The 18,030-nt window shown below is 36.4% G+C and carries 12 protein-coding genes; 4 read left to right on the plus strand and 8 right to left on the minus strand.

Features of this window, described 5'->3' with window-relative positions:
* Nucleotides 1–151: 151 nt before the first annotated feature.
* The 5 genes from BXU11_RS00865 to BXU11_RS00890 form a co-directional block, all read right to left on the minus strand.
* Nucleotides 152–1,630: a G-D-S-L family lipolytic protein gene (locus BXU11_RS00865; protein ID WP_078210664.1), complete on the minus strand. Its 1,479-nt coding sequence runs from the start codon at nt 1,628–1,630 to the stop codon at nt 152–154.
* Nucleotides 1,631–1,659: 29 nt separating this feature from the next.
* Nucleotides 1,660–4,476: a TonB-dependent receptor gene (locus tag BXU11_RS00870; protein ID WP_078210665.1), complete on the minus strand. Its 2,817-nt coding sequence runs from the start codon at nt 4,474–4,476 to the stop codon at nt 1,660–1,662.
* Nucleotides 4,477–4,832: 356 nt separating this feature from the next.
* The gene (gene glmS, locus BXU11_RS00880) at nt 4,833–6,680 is read right to left on the minus strand and encodes a glutamine--fructose-6-phosphate transaminase (isomerizing) (RefSeq protein ID WP_024979829.1); all 1,848 of its coding nucleotides are present in this window, start codon (nt 6,678–6,680) and stop codon (nt 4,833–4,835) included.
* Nucleotides 6,681–6,687: 7 nt separating this feature from the next.
* The gene (locus BXU11_RS00885; RefSeq protein ID WP_078210667.1) at nt 6,688–8,301 is read right to left on the minus strand and encodes a DUF4270 domain-containing protein; all 1,614 of its coding nucleotides are present in this window, start codon (nt 8,299–8,301) and stop codon (nt 6,688–6,690) included.
* Between the two features lie 19 nt (nt 8,302–8,320).
* Entirely contained in the window at nt 8,321–9,127 is an 807-nt protein-coding gene (locus tag BXU11_RS00890; RefSeq protein ID WP_024979827.1) for a glycogen/starch synthase, read from the minus strand.
* 78 nt (nt 9,128–9,205) lie between these two features.
* On the opposite strand from BXU11_RS00890, the gene panC reads away from it, so the two are divergent.
* From panC to radA, 4 genes are all read left to right on the plus strand, one after another.
* On the plus strand, nt 9,206–10,084 hold the full coding sequence (gene panC, locus BXU11_RS00895; protein ID WP_078210668.1) for a pantoate--beta-alanine ligase: 879 nt from the start codon (nt 9,206–9,208) through the stop codon (nt 10,082–10,084).
* Nucleotides 10,085–10,097: 13 nt separating this feature from the next.
* Entirely contained in the window at nt 10,098–10,448 is a 351-nt protein-coding gene (panD, locus tag BXU11_RS00900; RefSeq protein ID WP_024979825.1) for an aspartate 1-decarboxylase, read from the plus strand.
* 145 nt (nt 10,449–10,593) lie between these two features.
* Nucleotides 10,594–11,745: an alpha/beta hydrolase gene (locus tag BXU11_RS00905; RefSeq protein WP_078210669.1), complete on the plus strand. Its 1,152-nt coding sequence runs from the start codon at nt 10,594–10,596 to the stop codon at nt 11,743–11,745.
* Nucleotides 11,745–13,106 carry a DNA repair protein RadA gene (gene radA / locus BXU11_RS00910; protein WP_078210670.1) on the plus strand — a complete coding sequence of 454 codons (1,362 nt, stop codon included), beginning with the start codon at nt 11,745–11,747 and terminating at the stop codon, nt 13,104–13,106. The genes BXU11_RS00905 and radA overlap by 1 nt, the downstream gene beginning before the upstream one ends.
* A 128-nt stretch (nt 13,107–13,234) precedes the next feature.
* Here radA and BXU11_RS00915 read toward each other — a convergent pair whose 3' ends face one another.
* The 3 genes from BXU11_RS00915 to ileS all read right to left on the minus strand — a co-directional run bounded on the left by BXU11_RS00915 (nt 13,235) and on the right by ileS (nt 17,915).
* Nucleotides 13,235–13,837, minus strand: coding sequence for a lipoprotein signal peptidase (locus tag BXU11_RS00915; protein WP_078210671.1), 603 nt, complete (start codon nt 13,835–13,837; stop codon nt 13,235–13,237).
* A 118-nt stretch (nt 13,838–13,955) separates the two neighbouring features.
* Nucleotides 13,956–14,336: a TraR/DksA C4-type zinc finger protein gene (locus BXU11_RS00920; protein WP_024979821.1), complete on the minus strand. Its 381-nt coding sequence runs from the start codon at nt 14,334–14,336 to the stop codon at nt 13,956–13,958.
* 42 nt (nt 14,337–14,378) lie between these two features.
* A complete protein-coding gene (gene ileS / locus BXU11_RS00925; protein ID WP_078210672.1) occupies nt 14,379–17,915 on the minus strand; it encodes an isoleucine--tRNA ligase in 3,537 nt (1,178 codons plus the stop codon).
* Nucleotides 17,916–18,030 lie beyond the last annotated feature (115 nt).

The raw sequence follows: 18,030 nt of genomic DNA on the forward strand, positions 1-18,030 counted from the left end.
TTTAAAATAGATAATCAATATCTTTTTTTCAAAAAAAACGATATTTTTCGATTCCCAGAAAGGAAATCCACACTACTATTATATCGTTATAGAAAAAAGCAACCCCCAGTGAATCACCGAGGGTTGCTTTAATTTTATTTTTTGAGATTATTTACAAACTTGCAGGATACAAAATTCTAAACTGACCAACATTTACACTTTTAAAATTGGAGCCATATTTCGCATTAATTGCCTCAGCAAAAAGATTAGAAATAATAGCATATCCTCGCGGACTTGGATGCACGCCATCTAATGAAAACATTCCTCCCGTTACAAATGTAGAAGTTGTATTGTATCCATTATAAACAATACCGCCACTCGCTAATTTATCAGTTACTCCTTTCAACTCTACAAACGCAAGTCCTTTTGCCTTAGCCACTGATTCAATTGTGGCGTTATACGCATCTGTAGCTGTTTTAATTTCTGCCACTTCTCCTTTTGACAAAACCCAACTATCAGTCAAAGGAAACCGCGTACCATTCCCTTGCAATAAAAAGCTTTGAGAACTAACACCACCTGATAACAAAACGATATAATCTGTTGATGTTGTCAATCTTAAAGAAGGCAACACTAATCCAGGCACATTTACAGTAGTTAAGTATTCATCAACCATAATCACACCATTAGCACCAGCAGTAAAATTAATTGTTCTAGCTAATCTTTCGGCCTCTGTAATCAAACCAGCATTTTTAGCAGCTATCAACCCACCATTATAAGCTGCATATGCACTATTCAAATCAGAGGCTTGCGTAGCTGATAAAGTTGCTGGATTGTAAGGAACGGTTGTAAAGAAAGGCAATGCGGTCACATATGGTAAATTAGCCACTACCCCCTTAGCCCCTTTTGCCGTCAAGGCGTTAACAATATTCGAATAAGCACTAGCAAATACATTAGGATCTGTAATATCATTACCTGCGTAAGTTGCAGGATTTAAATTCCCCTTTTGATCTTTACCTGTACCTCCAGAAATCGCGTAACCTAAAACATCATTACCACCAATCCATAACGAAAAGAAAGTAGGATCCTGAGCCACTGCGTCAGCCAATACGTTCGAAGTAGCCGATGTAGCAAACCTTGCATAATAAGGATTTGCCAAACCCGCAGCAACACCAGCTACATTACCATAACCATTGGCTACCAAATGATAACTTTTAGCACCTGGCACTCCAAGATTACCAAAAGGCCCCGTTAGTTTAGTAGATACTTCAGTAGAAGGCTTACCTGAAACCGGCACTGGCGCAGCCCCATTAAAAACCAACCTTGTCCCTTGAATTACATTACCCCCAAGAAGCAAACCACCAACATTATCTGCCATAAAAGGCGTCTTCAATTCCCCGCCGCCGGCCAAAGCAAACTGTTTAGCCAATAAATTAACATAAGATCCCTCTTGAGCTGCTTTAAAAAGGGCATTATCACTGAAACCTGCAGCATAAGAATCCCCTAAAGCTATATATTTGGTTACCACAGCAGAACCTGCAGTCAAAGGTTTACCATCCGAAGAGTTTGCGTCAACTACTACTACTTCATCTTCATTATTACAGGCTACAAAGGCTAACGAAGCAATAAGTAACCATTTGAAATTTTTTATCATTGTTCTAATTTTTTTTGATTAATGAATAATTACGGATTGATGGTCCAAGAAGCAAAATATTGTTGCCCGATTAAACCAGCTCCTAATACCTGTCCATATTCTTTACCCCCAATATTAGAAGCACCTACTTTTAACGTAGATTTTAAAGCTGGAAAATTATAGTTCAACTGCGCATCGATTACAGTAGCCGCTTCGATGGTACCATCCGCAAAAGAAGATTGCCACAAGTACTCACTATTCCATCTACCACTCACATTAAACCCAAAGTTTTTAAACAAATTTTCATTACTAAATGAAGCTTTTACTCTGTGTTTTGGCGTATTGAAACCAGCCTCGAAACTTTCATCTTTAGATTGATCAAAATCGAATTGGGCATAATTATAGTTCACTCCCACCTCAAAATCCTGATATACTTTTCTAGACAAACCGATTCCAAAGCCAAGAGATTTAATCTCTAAAGCGGTATTGGTATACAATTGAAAAGTTCTTGTATTTCCAGTTCCTAAAGCATGAACTGATTGCCATCCTAAATCTGCTGGATTAGGAGTCGCATTTGGTGCATCTTGCGTCACACCATACAAAGGAGTCACCACATTCAAATTACCAATAAAATTATTATAAATGTTATAATATCCATTAATATCAATTGAAGTATTATTGATAAATGAACGGTATCCTAATTCAAAAGCTTTTACCTCCTCAGGTTTTACCAAGTCAACATTAGTTTTTTTCAACAAAGCAGTATTTCCTCCTGCAGCTGAAAAGGCTAACACAGATGATGCCGTATAAGAGTTATTGTAAGCATTGGTTCCATTTATTACAGCAGATGTACCATTTGCAAATTGCTGACCTAAAGCGGTATTAACAGGCAATGTCTCTGTATATCTTGTCAAGTTATCTGGTGCAGAACCTAATAAAATGGCACTCCCCACGTTAAAACCTATGTATTGATCCTGAGTGGATGGATTTCTAAACCCAGTTTGGAAAGATCCTCTAAAATTATGATTTTTATTAGCTCCTCCTGAATACACTAAGGAAACTCTTGGGGAATAATTCCCTTCGAAGTTTTTAGCTTTATCATATCGCATAGAAGCTGTAATTTTCAAACGTTCATCCATAACTTTCTTTTGGGCTTGAGCATAAAAACCATATTCATTATAATTAATTGGCCCATCTTTATCTGTATAAATTCTTCCAAAAGAATTCAATTCATACAATCTAAAGGATCCTCCAACTTGAAGTTCAGCGAATTTAATTTGATCTTTAAAATTATAATTGGCATCCGAATGATAGATTCTAGAATTATCCACCAATTTAGACCCTGTTAAAACATCTGGATCTGCAATTACCTGATTAAAAGCCTCTTTAAATGCTGCAGTTCCTGGAATGAATCTTGGTTTTCCGGTAGAAGTCAAACCTAAACCTGCTGGCGAAATATTATTATCAGCAAAATTTCTAGCAGCAGCATGCGCCTCGCTTGGTAGCAATCCTAAAACTAAAGAACTACCTGCATAAGCACGAGCATAATCACCAAACCAGGTGGCATCAGATTTTGCCTTTCTATTAATATTAATACCTGTAAACAACATATCATAGGATTGACCTCCATCTTCAGTAGTTGTATACCCTCTTACAAAGAAATTTTTTCCTTTGAATTCCAATTTATGTTGTTGCATAAAAAAGTTATTCAAATAGTAACGATTAGCACCTTGATACACCGTATTACCAAAACCAAATTTACTTTGCCAAATCACTTCTAATTTTTCATCACCAAACGGGCGGTAATGCAAAGAAAAATCAATTTTAGTATTCGATACTTTGTTATCGGTTAAATCAACCTCATTGTATCCTGTTCTTGATATTCTTTCGGCTGGCAAAGTTGGAGCAGGAATAACCGTTGCCACTTCATCCCCATAAACATTTATTCCATCATAACCAATATTATTTCTATCTATACCAGCTCTAGTTTTATCATCATAATTAACAGCATGCCATTCTGTACCTCTCATGTAGGTAAAATTAGCTTTTGCAGCAAATTTAGGACTGAACACACCCGCCATTCTAACACCATAGTCTACGTAATCATTTGTACCAGCTGCTTTTTGAGAGGTTTGTCCAAATTTAGCATAAGCGGTAATTCCTGGTGAAGAAAATGGACTTTTGCTATTCATAAACAAAATTCCATTAAAAGCGTTGGCACCATACAAAGCAGAGGAAGCCCCTGGCAACAACTCTACACTTTGCACATCAATTTCGGAAAGACCGATTAAATTCCCCAAAACAAAATTCAACAAAGGAGAAGCATTATCCATACCATCTACCAACTGCATGAAACGCACGTTAGCTACAGAAGCAAAACCACGCGTATTAATAGATTTGAAAGACATACTAGAGGTATTCATTTGCACTTCTTTCAAATTCTCTAAACCATCATAAAAAGAAGGAGAGGCTGTTTTTTTAATTTCAGCAATACCCATTCTTTCGATAGTAACTGGAGATTCCAAAACACGCTCTGGAGTCCTTGAAGCCGAAACTACTATTTCGTCTAATTTAGTTTCTTGATCTACTAATTTCACACTCACTTTTTGACTATAGGAACTTACCTTAATCATTTGAGTGGTAAATCCTAAATTGGATACTTCAAGAGTAACCGGCAGTTCTTTGACTCCGTTCAATACAAATTGTCCATCATAATCTGTAACAGTACTTGCAGACTGTCCGACAACTTTGATATTTACACCTGGGATAGGCTGATTGCTAGCATCTCTAACAATCCCTGAAATTGAGTTTTGGGCAAAAGAAAGACCGCAAAAAAACAACGACAAAAAAAGTAAATAAATTCTCATTAGCTTTGTGTTAATTGGTTTAGGTCGTAAATGTAAAAATAATTTTGATATTAATAAAAATTCACATAAAAAACTACCGATTTAACACTTAAAGGCCGCAAAAAAAAGCATAAAATGATTATGAAATTTATTGCAAAACCCAAAAATAAAACATTAATAATGAATAATAAATTATGCACGCATAATAAATTAAATTTATCATATTTTTTAGTCCTATTTATTGCGTTTTCAATAAAAATGATTTTCTCAACGAAAACGATTGAACTTAATAAGGTAATAAACAGAAATTTTAAAAAAAATGCATAAAAAAGCCCCAAACACATAAGCATTTGGGGCTGACTATATAATTAATTAACCTATTCTACCGTTACTGATTTAGCAAGATTTCTCGGTTGATCTACATTACAACCTCTTAAAACAGCTATGTGATAAGAAAGTAGTTGCAACGGAATAGTAGTAATAAGCGGAGATAAAGCATCTGATGTTTCCGGAATTTCTATCACAAAATCTGCTAGATCACGAACTTGTGTATCACCTTTAGTAACTACAGCAATGATGCGACCGCTACGAGATTTAATCTCTTGAATATTACTTACAATCTTATCGTAATGCCCTTGCTTAGGAGCTATTACAATAACAGGCATTTGTTCATCTATAAGTGCAATAGGACCATGTTTCATTTCTGCAGCAGGATAACCTTCAGCATGAATATACGAAATCTCTTTTAATTTCAAAGCTCCTTCAAGCGCTACAGGAAAATTGTAACCACGCCCTAAGTACAAACAATTAGGAGCATCCATAAAAGTAGCCGCAATTTCTTTAGCAATATCATTGGTCTCTAAGGCTTCTACTACCTTAGCAGGAATATACTCTAATTCTTGTAAATAAGTATGATACTGTGATTGTGTCAAGGTTCCTTTTGCTTTTGCCAAACGCAAGGCAATCATCGTTAACACTGTAATCTGAGTCGTAAATGCTTTAGTAGAAGCTACACCAATTTCTGGACCAGCATGAGTATAAGCACCTGCATGAGTCTCTCTTGAAATAGAAGATCCCACTACATTACAAACACCAAAAACAAAAGCTCCGTGTTCTTTGGCCAATTTAATAGCGGCCATGGTATCGGCTGTTTCTCCAGATTGAGAAATAGCAATCACAACATCTTTACTAGTAATGATAGGATTACGGTATCTAAATTCCGAAGCATATTCAACTTCAACCGGTATTCTTGTAAATTCTTCAAAAACATATTCAGCTACTAAACCTGCATGCCAAGAAGTACCACAAGCCACAATAATAATGCGCTCCGCGTTAAGGAATTTCTCTAAATTATCCTCAACACCTGCCATTTGAATAATACCTTCATTAGCATGAAGTCTTCCTCTGTACGTATCTTTGATAACACTTGGTTGTTCGTAAATTTCTTTCAACATAAAGTGGTCATAGCCTCCTTTTTCAATTTGCTCCAAATTCATTTGAAGCTCTTGAATATAAGGATCCACTAATGAATCATCCATAATTTTACGCACCTTCATTGGTTTGTGCAAACGAATATTTGCCATTTCACCATCTTCTAAATATACCGCATTTGAAGTATATTCAATAAAGGGCGAAGCATCAGAAGCAATAAAATACTCTCCCTCTCCTACACCAATCGCTAAAGGACTACCTAAACGTGCTGCAACAATTTCATTAGGATTTTTTTTATCAAAAACTGCAATTGCATAAGCACCTACTACTTGGTTTAAAGCCAATTGAACGGCTTTACCCAGCTTTAATTTTTCTTTCTTCTGTACTTCTTCTATCAAATTTACTAAAACCTCAGTATCTGTATCTGAATGAAAGACATAACCTCTATTGATTAACTCTTGTTTTAAAGGCGCATAGTTCTCAATAATTCCATTATGAATAATGGTAAGATCCCCAGAATTCGACACATGAGGATGCGAATTTACATCGTTAGGCACTCCGTGTGTAGCCCAACGCGTATGCCCCATTCCAATAGATCCATGAGTAGTCATTTCAGCAGCTGCCTTTGCTTCTAAATCGGTAACTTTTCCTTTGGTTTTACAAAGCTTTATATTCTGGCCATCATATACCATAATACCGGCACTATCGTAACCTCTATATTCTAATCGCTTCAAACCCTTGATAACAATGGGATAAGCTTCTCTATGACCTATGTATCCAACAATTCCACACATATTCTAATTATAATTTTGGTTTGGTATAAATAATTTCTAAGCGCAACCTTTTGTCCTCAGGTACTGCAGGATGTCCGCCATAAAGCACAGTCCCTAACGGATTAAGTACAGAAGCTGTTGGCAAAAAAGAAAAGAGCGCATTAGGGGTTTGTAATTTACTAAAAGTACTTATATTGATATCTTCGGTAACCACCACTCCTAATTTAACATTGGTAGAATCCTTATACTTTATTAAATTTTTAATCTGGTTGGTGACACGAACTTTATACGTTTTCCCTCTACCATTAGAAACTGCTTCTTTCTGCAAAATCCCATCAAAAATAAATTTGTTTTTTTTGCTATTAGATGCATTAGAGGTTAAATCAGTTAGATAATCCAAAACAGAAGCCTCATTAGTAAGATCATACATAAAAATACGATTAGGTTCAACCGAAGTAGCCATCGCAGGGGCATCAATATGGAAAACCAAATTGGCTTCATTAATTAACCAACCGTTCTCTCTTATTCTTTCTAATTCGTCTGCTACGCCATTATTATTCCCGTCTGGACCAAAAAGCTCGATTACCGCCAAGGAACCTTCACCTCCTTTTAGGTATAATTTCGAGTCCCCTTCAGTTGTGTTAGGGCTTGTAATGGCATTGCTATAAGCAGCATCAAGATTGGATTGTTCTAAAAAATTAACCGTATTACCTGTTAATTTTAAATCCAAAGTTTTATTCACTCTTTTTACCGTGGTTGTACCATTAGTAGTGGTAGAAGAGTCTTCTTTATAATACAATTTTATTTTTCCAGCAGAGAAATTAATTAAAGCCAGACTTTCATCAGTACCGTTTTTTTCCACTTTAAAATACAATCCTCTAAAATAATCTTTAAAAGCATCATTAGTACTTAATTTGCCTGCAGGGGCTTTTAAAATTTTATTCAAAAAGAAATCGTTACTCAACTTCAAACGCATAGCGGGTTTGGTTCTCGTATTGGTCACTTTTTTAGTTTCCTCATCTGTAGTAGTCTCAGTAATTTCAGTTAGATCAAAATAAAATTCATCATTTTGTTTTACATCCGTTGAATTATTAAGGCGAGATCCAATTTTTAGCGCATCAAAATCACTTTTTTGATTACTATAATATGGCTGTCTATCTTTAAAATTCGTTGAAGGATCTAAATCACGAATAAAATAACCAGATTCAAAAACGTTTAACTTGAACTTCGCTTTGGCTTTACCATATATAGAATCCAATTCATAGGTGGTTTTACCCGTAGAAGCGTCTGTAACTTTACCAGTACTAAAATAAGGAATAGTAATCACCACACTATCCATTGCAACATTTGCACCAATTGTAGGATTAACCTCGGACAAAACAACTTGCGTTACAAAACTTGCTGCTGTGGTTCCAAAAGCTGGATTGGTATAAAAACCTAAAGCATTTATAGGCAAATTATTGGCCTGAACCGGTCCTGTTTTTTGATTATAGGCTTTTACGGGAGAATAATACTTTCCTAAATCAAAATTGTTATCCCCAATTAAATCTTCTCCAACCAAATTATAGTCTTTATCACAAGAGAACAAAAGCAAAAAACCACAAAAAACAAATAACTTCTTTAAGAAAGCAGTAGTATACATAAATAATGTAAAGTTAAAATTAAAGCACCTGGTTAATATAAAAATTGGTATATGCCTCAGCAAAACCATCTTTAGGGAGGAAAGATAAAAAAGGTTTATCAGAAGATTCTATAAATTTTGTTAAACTTGGAGACAAGCTATTGGAAGCAATGATTACCGCATCGGAATTTATAATTGCCGTTTTCATGATATTTTCATAATTGGGCACTTCTAAATCAGCAATTGCTTCACTAGGAATACCATCAAACTTGACTTTATTAATCATATCAGGATCTAATGTTTCCGTGAAAGATTCTGAGTAAACTGAAGTTACAATTTTAGTCTCTGAAAACAATGCCTCGTTTTTGTAATAATGTTTCATATACACCGGCAAAATTGAAGCCATCCAGCCATGAACATGGATAATATCTGGAACCCAGTTTAATTTTTTCACGGTTTCAACCACGCCTTTAGCAAAAAAAATCGCACGCTCGTCATTATCAGGATACATCACTCCATCCTCATCTGCAAAGGTAGCCTTGCGCTTAAAATACTCATCATTATCAATAAAATAGACCTGAATGCGTTCTTTTGGTATCGATGCTACTTTGATAATCAAAGGCATATCCAGATCATTCACCACTAAATTCATTCCAGATAGTCGAATCACTTCGTGTAATTGATGCCTTCTTTCGTTAATATTTCCATAACGTGGCATAAAAATTCGAATCTGCCCGCCTTGATCATTGATCATTTTTGGCACATCATAAGACATTAAAGAGACCTCATTTTCAGCAAGGTAAGGAACAACCTCAGATGACACATATAATATCCTCTTGTCTTTCATAGTAGTATTTACTTTAAGTTTTGGCAATAAAAACGGTGCAAAATTACAAAATTTTATGCAGTTATAGACTAAAATATTATGTTTGTACCCAATTTTAATACTTTGAACATGCAAATATTCAATAAAAACATCGATTTAACAGATTATTTGATCCGTTTCAAAACTCAATCTTCAACGATAGGCTTTGTTCCCACCATGGGCGCCTTGCATGAAGGTCATTTGGCTTTAATGAAACAATCTATACAAGAAAACGATGTAACAGTTGTTAGTATATTTGTAAACCCTACACAATTTAACAACGCAGAAGACTTAGACAAATACCCTAGAACACTAGAGGCTGATGTGTTAAAAATAAGCAGCTTAAGCAATGAAATTATTGTGTACGCTCCCACAGTAGACGATATTTACGAAGGTGAAACCAAAGCCCAATCGTTTGACTTTGACGGTCTAGAAAACCAAATGGAAGGCGCTTTTAGACCCGGTCATTTTGATGGTGTTGGTACCATAGTGAAACGATTATTCGAAATAGTTACTCCAACAAAAGCCTATTTTGGGGAAAAGGATTTTCAACAATTACAGATTGTAAAAAAATTAGTTTCCAAAAATCAACTTCCAGTAACCATCGTAGGATGCCCAATTTTTAGAGAAGCCAACGGACTTGCCATGAGTTCTCGTAATGAACGATTATCGGCTTCCGAAAGAGAAGAGGCTGCCTTTATCTACCAAACACTTCAGAGCGCCAAAGAAAAATTCACAACCCAAACTGCTGATTCAGTGCAGCAATGGGTGGTAAAAACGTTCAAAAACCACCCCGCCTTTGAATTAGAATATTTCGTAATTGCTGACGAATCAACACTTTTACCTATCGAAAGCAAAGAAATATCAAAAAATTATCGAGCTTTTATAGCGCTTTTTGTTAATAATACCCGCTTGATCGATACCATTTCATTAAATTAATTACATTTGCCCCATGCAAATTCAAGTCGTAAAATCTAAAATTCACCGTGTAAAAGTAACGGGTGCCGATTTAAATTATATCGGAAGTATTACTATTGACGAAGCCTTACTTGATGCGTCAAACATCATTGAAGGTGAAAAAGTTTCTATTGTCAACATCAACAATGGCGAACGTTTTGAAACTTACGCCATCAAAGGCGAAAAAAACTCGGGAATCATTACCCTAAATGGCCCCGCTGCTAGAAAAGTTCAAAAAGATGACATCATTATCATCATCTCATACGCTACCTTAGAATTTGAAGAAGCCAAAACTTTCAAGCCTTGGATTGTTTTTCCTAACGAAAACGACAACTCGTTAACCTAAACCATACAACGCTTTCAACAACAAGCCAGTCATCCACTGATTTTACTCACATTATCGCACTATTTTTTTACTATTTTATCATAAAATGAATTAAAATAGTAACTTGCCCTGCTTTTAATGTAACCCTAATCTAGACGGCTTAACCATGAAAAAAGTGCTTGTACTATTATTCTTCACTGTCGCGTTGTACGCTCAAAAAAAAACCGAAACCTTCCAATCAGAAAGACTTGATGAACAACGCACCATCACAATAAGCTTACCTGAATCCTACGAAAAAAAAACAGCCAAAACCTACCCTGTTTTAATTGTATTAGATGGCGATTTTTTGTTACCCCCATTTGAAGGTGCCCTCGCTTACGGCAGCTATTGGGATGATTTACCCGAAACTATTATTGTAGGCATACATCAAAACCACAACGACGAACGGGTTGACGATTGCGCTTTTGACACTGCACAAGGCCTTCCCTTTGAAAAAGGAGCTGCTTTTTATGAATTTATTAGCCAAGAATTATTGCCTTATTTGGAAAAAAAATACCGTGTCGCTCCCTTTCGGATGATTGCTGGACTAGACACTACGGCAGGTTTTTTGAATTTCTTCTTATATAAAGAAAATCCAATTTTTAACGCCTACATCGTATTAAATCCCGAATTAGCACCATTGATGGAAAAAAGAGTGGCCGAACAACTCAACGCTACCAAAAATCCGGTGTTTTATTATTTATCAACCAGTGATGACGAAATCAAATCAATAGCCGAATCGATACAGCTGCTGCAACAAAACATTAAGAGAGACGATAATCCATTGGTTCATTTTAAATTTGAGTCGTTCAAAGAAACTGGTCATTATTCCCAAACTTTATTTGCAATCCCAAGTGCATTGCATTTAATTTTCGAAAACTACAAGCCTATCAGTTCCTCAGAATTTACCAATAAAATAGCCCTACTTCCCTCAGGCTATGTGGATTATTTAGAAAAAAAATACGCCAATATGCAAGAAACACTGCGGTTTGATATTCCAATCAGAATAAACGATTTTAAAGCAATTGAAGCCGCTATCTTAAAAAATAAAGCCTATAACGAACTGGATCAATTGTCAATTTTGGCCGATAAATACTATCCAAAATCCATGTTGGCTGAATATGAATTGGGGTTGATGTATGAAAAACAAGAAGACTACAAAAAAGCGATGAAACGTTATCAAAATGCTTCGCAACTGCTAGAAATTGGAGCATTAACAAAAACAATGATGTTAGAGAAATACGAAGCAATGCAAAGCAAAATAGCACCCAAAAAATAATGGCTAAAGTAAAAACTACCTTTTTTTGTCAAAATTGTGGCGCTCAATATGCCAAATGGCAAGGACAATGTAATTCCTGTAAAGAATGGAATACTATTGCTGAAGAAATTGTACAAAGACAAGAGAAAGTAGCTTGGAAAAGTGAACCTGTTGCTTTGAGTAAAGCACCACGCCCGTTACGCATCAACGAAATTGATTCGACAGCAGAGGTTAGACTAGACACCACCGATGCGGAATTGAACCGTGTTTTAGGAGGTGGAATTGTACCTGGTTCCTTAATCTTACTAGGTGGCGAACCCGGTATTGGAAAAAGCACACTGTTACTGCAAATTTCCTTAAAACTGCCTTATAAAACTTTGTATGTTTCTGGGGAAGAAAGTCAAAAGCAAATCAAGATGCGGGCGGAACGCATTACTCCAAATGGAGACAATTGCTATATTTTGACCGAAACCAAAACGCAAAACATCTTTAAACAAATCGAAACAATGCAGCCTGAGATTGTTATCATCGATTCGATTCAAACGCTGCATACGGATTATATTGAATCGACTGCTGGAAGTATTTCTCAAATTAGAGAAACCACTGCAGAGTTGATTAAATTTGCCAAAGAAACCAACGTTCCCGTGATTCTTATTGGACACATTACCAAAGATGGTACCATTGCAGGACCCAAGATTCTGGAACATATGGTAGACACGGTTTTACAATTTGAAGGCGACAGAAACCACGTGTACCGCATCCTTCGCTCGCTTAAAAACCGTTTTGGTTCAACTGCCGAAATAGGAATTTATGAAATGCTGGGCAGTGGCTTACGCGAAGTTTCAAATCCGTCTGAAATTTTGATTTCTCACAAAGACGAACAACTTTCTGGAACCGCGATTGCTACAACGCTAGAAGGTATGCGTCCTTTAATGATAGAAATACAGGCCTTGGTAAGCACTGCAGTATACGGAACGCCACAGCGAAGCACAACAGGATACAACGCCAAGCGATTGAATATGATTTTGGCTGTTTTAGAAAAAAGAGCTGGTTTTCGACTGGGCGCTAAAGATGTCTTTTTGAACGTAACAGGAGGACTTTCCGTCGATGATCCAGCGATTGATTTGGCTGTGGTTGCCGCCATCTTATCTTCAAACGAAGACATACCGATCCACAAAGATTTTTGTTTTGCAGGCGAAGTGGGGCTTTCTGGAGAAATTCGCCCCGTAAATCGAGTAGACCAACGCATACAAGAAGCTGAAAAACTGGGTTTCTCAACCATATTCGTTTCAAAATACAACAAAATTGCGCTTAAAAACACAGGGATTCAAATTCGGTTGGTTACGAAAATAGAAGACGTAGCAGCCGAGCTGTTTGGGTAAGACAAAACCCTAGCCCTGATGGAAGCGGCATCCTTTTATACCAAAAACCCTTTCAGTTATTAATACTGAAAGGGTTTTTGGTATAAAAAGATATAGCGTACAGCAGGATAAAGCTCCTAAAACTGCGCCTATGGTTTATGAAAAGCTTTTTTATTGAATACGATTAAGATTCCTACTCCAGTAGAAATAGCCACATCGGCTACGTTGAAAATAGCATTAAAAAACGTGAAAGGTCTACCGCCAATAAAAGGCACCCATTCTGGCATGGGATAATCTTTAATGATAGGAAAATAAAACATATCGACCACTTGCCCATGAAACCAAGTACCGTAGGGCTCTTGAGAAAATAAGACTGCTAATTGTTGGTAGCTATCGTTAAAAATAACACCGTAAAAAATAGAATCAATTAAATTTCCTAAGGCACCTGCAAATATCAAAGCAATAGCCACAATGAGGTAGTTAGAACTTTGGTGATTACGGATGGTGTCCCACAACCAATAACCAATTCCTGGTACAGCGCAAATTCGGAATAAGGTCAAAAATAATTTACCGTATTCGCCGGGGATTTTGGTTCCCCAAGCCATTCCTTCGTTCTCTATAAAATGTATTTTGAACCAATTGAAGACCGTCACTTCTTCGCCTAAAACAAAATTAGTTTTGATATAAATTTTAGAAACTTGGTCCACTAACAAAAGTAGAAATACAATAATATAAGCTTGGCGTAAAGACATTTTAAAGATTTTAATGGGCAAAAATAATCAAATTCAAGAGAAAAAACACAAAAAAGAAATTCCAAATTCCAACGAAGAAGTTTGGAATTTGGAATTTACAATTTAGAATTTACATGGTTTATCGTTGCAAATTTTTAGCTTCGATGCTCATGGTTGCATGAGGCACAATTTTAAGCCTTTCTTTGCCAATTAACTTACCGGTTACTCTACAAATACCGTAGGTTTTGTTTTCTACACGGAAAAGCGCGTTTTTTAAGTCACGTAAAAATTTCTCTTGACGAATAGCCAATTGTGAATTGGCTTCTTTAGACATCGTTTCACTACCTTCTTCAAAAGCTTTGAACGTAGGAGAGGTGTCATCTGTACCATTATTTAAATCATTCATATAGGCACTTTTTATCAAGTCAAGATCCGCTTGTGCTTTATCTATCTTCTCTTTTATTATCTGTTTGAACTCTGCTAAATCAGCGTCTGAGTATCTTGTCATTTCCTCGGTCATAGCCTAAATTAATTTAATGGTTGGTTACTTTTTTTGGTTGTTCTATTTTGTGATAGTTAATTTAGTATGAATATCATCAAATTCAATTTCAATACCATTTTCCAAGCTATCGCTAAAAATCAAGGCCTCTGTTAGTGTTTCAGACTTGATATAATTTTCATTTGCTAGAATGGCTTCTTGTAAAACAGGATGATTTTGAACGTACACTTTTACTTTGTCAGTCACCTCGAAACCAGAATCTTTACGGATATTCTGAATACGATTTACTAATTCCCTGGCGATTCCCTCTTTTCTCAACTCTCCAGAAATGGTAATGTCTAAAGCTACAGTAATTCCGTTAGCATTGGCCACTAACCAACCTTCAATGTCTTGGGAAGAAATTTCAACCTCTTCTAAGGATAAAATTACATCTTTTCCTGAAATTACAACACTTATGGTTCCTTCCTTATCCAATTGATTGATTTGATCTGTCGAAAACCCTTGTATTTCCTTGGCAATCAAGCCCATTTCTTTACCGAAACGAGGCCCTAAAGCTTTAAAATTAGGTTTAATTTGCTTCACTAAAACACCTGAAGCATCGTCTAAAAGTTCGATTTCTTTGACGTTTACTTCGGCTTTTATAAGGTCAGCAACCGCTTCAATTTCAGCCTTCTGACTCGCGTCAAGTACCGGAATCATTACCTTTTGCAGAGGTTGACGCACTTTAATCATCTCCTTTTTACGCAGTGATAACACTAGTGAAGAGATCGTCTGCGCCTTCTGCATTTTACTCTCTAATGATTTATCAACAAACTTTTCAACCGAAACAGGGAATTGAGCCAAGTGCACCGATTCGAAATTCTCTGTTCCTGTCGCTTGTGTTAAGTCTTTGTATAACTTATCCATAAAGAAAGGAGCGATAGGCGCACTCAATTTTGCTATGCTTAACAAACAAGTATAAAGCGTTTGGTAAGCAGCAATTTTATCTTGAGCATACTCGCCTTTCCAGAAACGGCGGCGGCATAAACGCACGTACCAGTTGCTCAAATTTTCTTGAACAAAATCAGAAATAGCACGAGCGGCACGGGTTGGTTCATATTCAGCATAAAACACATCTACCTCTTTGATCAACGTGTTCAATTCTGAAATGATCCATTGATCAATCTCTGGGCGTTCCTCTAGAGGTACCTCAGCTTCTGCATAGCTAAAGCCATCGATGTTCGCATACAATGCAAAAAACGAATAGGTATTATACAGCGTTCCAAAGAACTTACGACGCACCTCAGCGATTCCTTCAATATCAAATTTTAAGTTATCCCAAGGATTGGCATTCGAAATCATGTACCAACGTGTTGCATCAGGACCGTATTCCTCTAGTGTAGTAAAAGGGTCAACGGCATTGCCCAAACGCTTGGACATTTTTTGTCCATTTTTATCCAAAACCAAACCGTTGGACACTACGTTTTTGTAAGCTATACGATCAAAAACCAAAGCACCAATTGCATGTAAAGTATAAAACCATCCTCTGGTTTGATCGACACCTTCTGCAATAAAATCAGCAGGGTAATCGGTATTTTGATCAATTTTTTCTTTGTTTTCAAACGGATAGTGCCATTGTGCATAAGGCATAGCACCAGAGTCAAACCAAACGTCAATCAAATCGGATTCTCGTTTCATTGGTTTTCCTGAAGCAGAAACTAACGTAATTTGATCTACCACATTTTTGTGTAAATCAATCAAATCATAATTGGCTTCGGACATATTTCCAATTTCAAAACCAGCAAAAGGATTGTTGGTTTGTACACCAGCCGCAATAGCTTTTTCTATTTCGTTGTATAATTCTTCTACAGAACCAATTAAGATTTCTTCTTGTTTGTCTTCTGTTCTCCATATAGGCAAGGGAATTCCCCAATAACGAGAACGTGATAAGTTCCAATCGTTGGCGTTTTTCAACCAATTCCCAAAACGACCTTCTCCCGTAGCTTTTGGTTTCCAGTTGATGCTGTCGTTCAGGTCGAACATACGGTCTCTCACCTCGGTAATTTTGATAAACCAAGAGTCTAATGGATAATATAAAATTGGTTTATCAGTTCTCCAGCAGTGTGGGTAACTGTGTACGTACTTCTCTACTTTGAAGGCTTTATTTTCTTCTTTTAAACGAATAGCAATTTCTACATCTACCGAACGCTCAGGCGCTTCTCCTTCGTTGTAATATTCGTTTTTAACATATTTCCCTGAATAATCTCCAAGACCTTGAATGAATCTTCCTTGCAAATCTACCAAAGGAACTGGCGTACCATTTTCATCTAAAACCAACATTGGCGGCACTTCTGGAGTAGCTTCTTTGGCTACTTTAGCATCATCAGCACCAAATGTAGGCGCGGTATGTACAATACCCGTACCGTCTTCAGTAGTTACAAAATCACCAGCAATCACTCTAAAAGCATTTTCTGGGTTTTGATATGGCAATACAAAAGGCAATAATTGTTCGTAACGAATGTCAACTAAATCTTGGCCTTTGCATTTATTAGGGTTAACATTAAACGGGATCTTACTTCTTATTTCTTCTAAAAGTTTAATTCTTTGTTTATTGGTCTCATGAAATTGCTTTTTATCAGAATCATTTAAATTCTCACTTTCTTGTTTTATTAACAAATCTATTGCCCTTTGATATTCTTGAAAATTTTTACTTTCTCGAATCGCATCTAGTAATTCCGTATCATTATTTACATCAACATAACCTTTTCCGAATTGCTTTCCGACTAAGTTTTTTGCTAAAATTACTTTAACAGGAAGGAATGTGTATTGATTAAAAGTTTCTACTAATACATAATCGATTTTTGGCCCAACTGTCAAAGCAGTATTGGAAGGCAAAGTCCAAGGTGTTGTCGTCCAGGCTAAGATGTGAATAGCTCCAAAACCTTGTAAAAATGAAGGTAATGTTTCTGGTAATGTCTTGAATTGAGCCACAATAGTCGTATCCGTTACATCACGGTAACTTCCTGGTTGATTTACTTCGTGAGAAGACAAACCAGTACCTGCTTTTGGAGAATACGGTTGAATGGTGTAGCCTTTGTACATCAAATCTTTGTCATAGATTTGTTTTAGCAACCACCAAACGGATTCCATATACTTGGGTTTATAGGTCACATACGGATCTTCCATATCTACCCAATAGCCCATTTTTTCGGTCAAATCGTTCCATACATCGGTATAGCGCATTACGGTTTTTTTACACGCTTCGTTATAATCCTCGATAGAAATGGTTTTTCCAATATCTTCTTTAGTAATCCCCAATTCTTTTTCAGTGCCTAATTCTACAGGCAAACCGTGGGTATCCCAGCCCGCTTTACGCTTTACTTGGAAACCTTTTTGGGTTTTATATCGGCAAAAAATATCTTTAATAGCACGTGCCATCACGTGGTGAATTCCTGGCAATCCGTTGGCCGAAGGAGGTCCTTCAAAAAACACAAAAGGCGTGTTACCTTCGCGTGTAGCTACACTCTTTTCAAATATATTTTCGTTCTTCCAAAAATCAAGCACTTCTGATGCCGCTTTTGGCAAGTCAAGTCCTTTGTATTCAGTAAATTTTGTGCTCATTGTATCCTTTTCTTAATCGAGGCGCAAAAGTAAGGAATTTTGAATTATTGTGTGAGGATTTATTTAAAATTCACAAAGTTTTATTAGACAAAACACAAGATAAAAAATAAAAAAA

Origin of the sequence: Flavobacterium sp. LM5 (genome assembly GCF_002017945.1) — a bacterium.
GTDB lineage: Bacteria > Bacteroidota > Bacteroidia > Flavobacteriales > Flavobacteriaceae > Flavobacterium > Flavobacterium succinicans.

What these genes read in the sequence shown, in the direction of transcription:
- BXU11_RS00885 (WP_078210667.1), bottom strand. Translation starts at nt 8,301, where the DNA reads ATGTATACTACTGCTTTCTTAAAGAAGTTATTTGTTTTTTGTGGTTTT.
- panC (WP_078210668.1), top strand. Translation starts at nt 9,206, where the DNA reads ATGTTTGTACCCAATTTTAATACTTTGAACATGCAAATATTCAATAAA.
- BXU11_RS00915 (WP_078210671.1), bottom strand. Translation starts at nt 13,837, where the DNA reads ATGTCTTTACGCCAAGCTTATATTATTGTATTTCTACTTTTGTTAGTG.
- BXU11_RS00905 (WP_078210669.1), top strand. Translation starts at nt 10,594, where the DNA reads ATGAAAAAAGTGCTTGTACTATTATTCTTCACTGTCGCGTTGTACGCT.
- BXU11_RS00890 (WP_024979827.1), bottom strand. Translation starts at nt 9,127, where the DNA reads ATGAAAGACAAGAGGATATTATATGTGTCATCTGAGGTTGTTCCTTAC.
- ileS (WP_078210672.1), bottom strand. Translation starts at nt 17,915, where the DNA reads ATGAGCACAAAATTTACTGAATACAAAGGACTTGACTTGCCAAAAGCG.
- radA (WP_078210670.1), top strand. Translation starts at nt 11,745, where the DNA reads ATGGCTAAAGTAAAAACTACCTTTTTTTGTCAAAATTGTGGCGCTCAA.
- glmS (WP_024979829.1), bottom strand. Translation starts at nt 6,680, where the DNA reads ATGTGTGGAATTGTTGGATACATAGGTCATAGAGAAGCTTATCCCATT.
- BXU11_RS00865 (WP_078210664.1), bottom strand. Translation starts at nt 1,630, where the DNA reads ATGATAAAAAATTTCAAATGGTTACTTATTGCTTCGTTAGCCTTTGTA.
- BXU11_RS00870 (WP_078210665.1), bottom strand. Translation starts at nt 4,476, where the DNA reads ATGAGAATTTATTTACTTTTTTTGTCGTTGTTTTTTTGCGGTCTTTCT.
- panD (WP_024979825.1), top strand. Translation starts at nt 10,098, where the DNA reads ATGCAAATTCAAGTCGTAAAATCTAAAATTCACCGTGTAAAAGTAACG.
- BXU11_RS00920 (WP_024979821.1), bottom strand. Translation starts at nt 14,336, where the DNA reads ATGACCGAGGAAATGACAAGATACTCAGACGCTGATTTAGCAGAGTTC.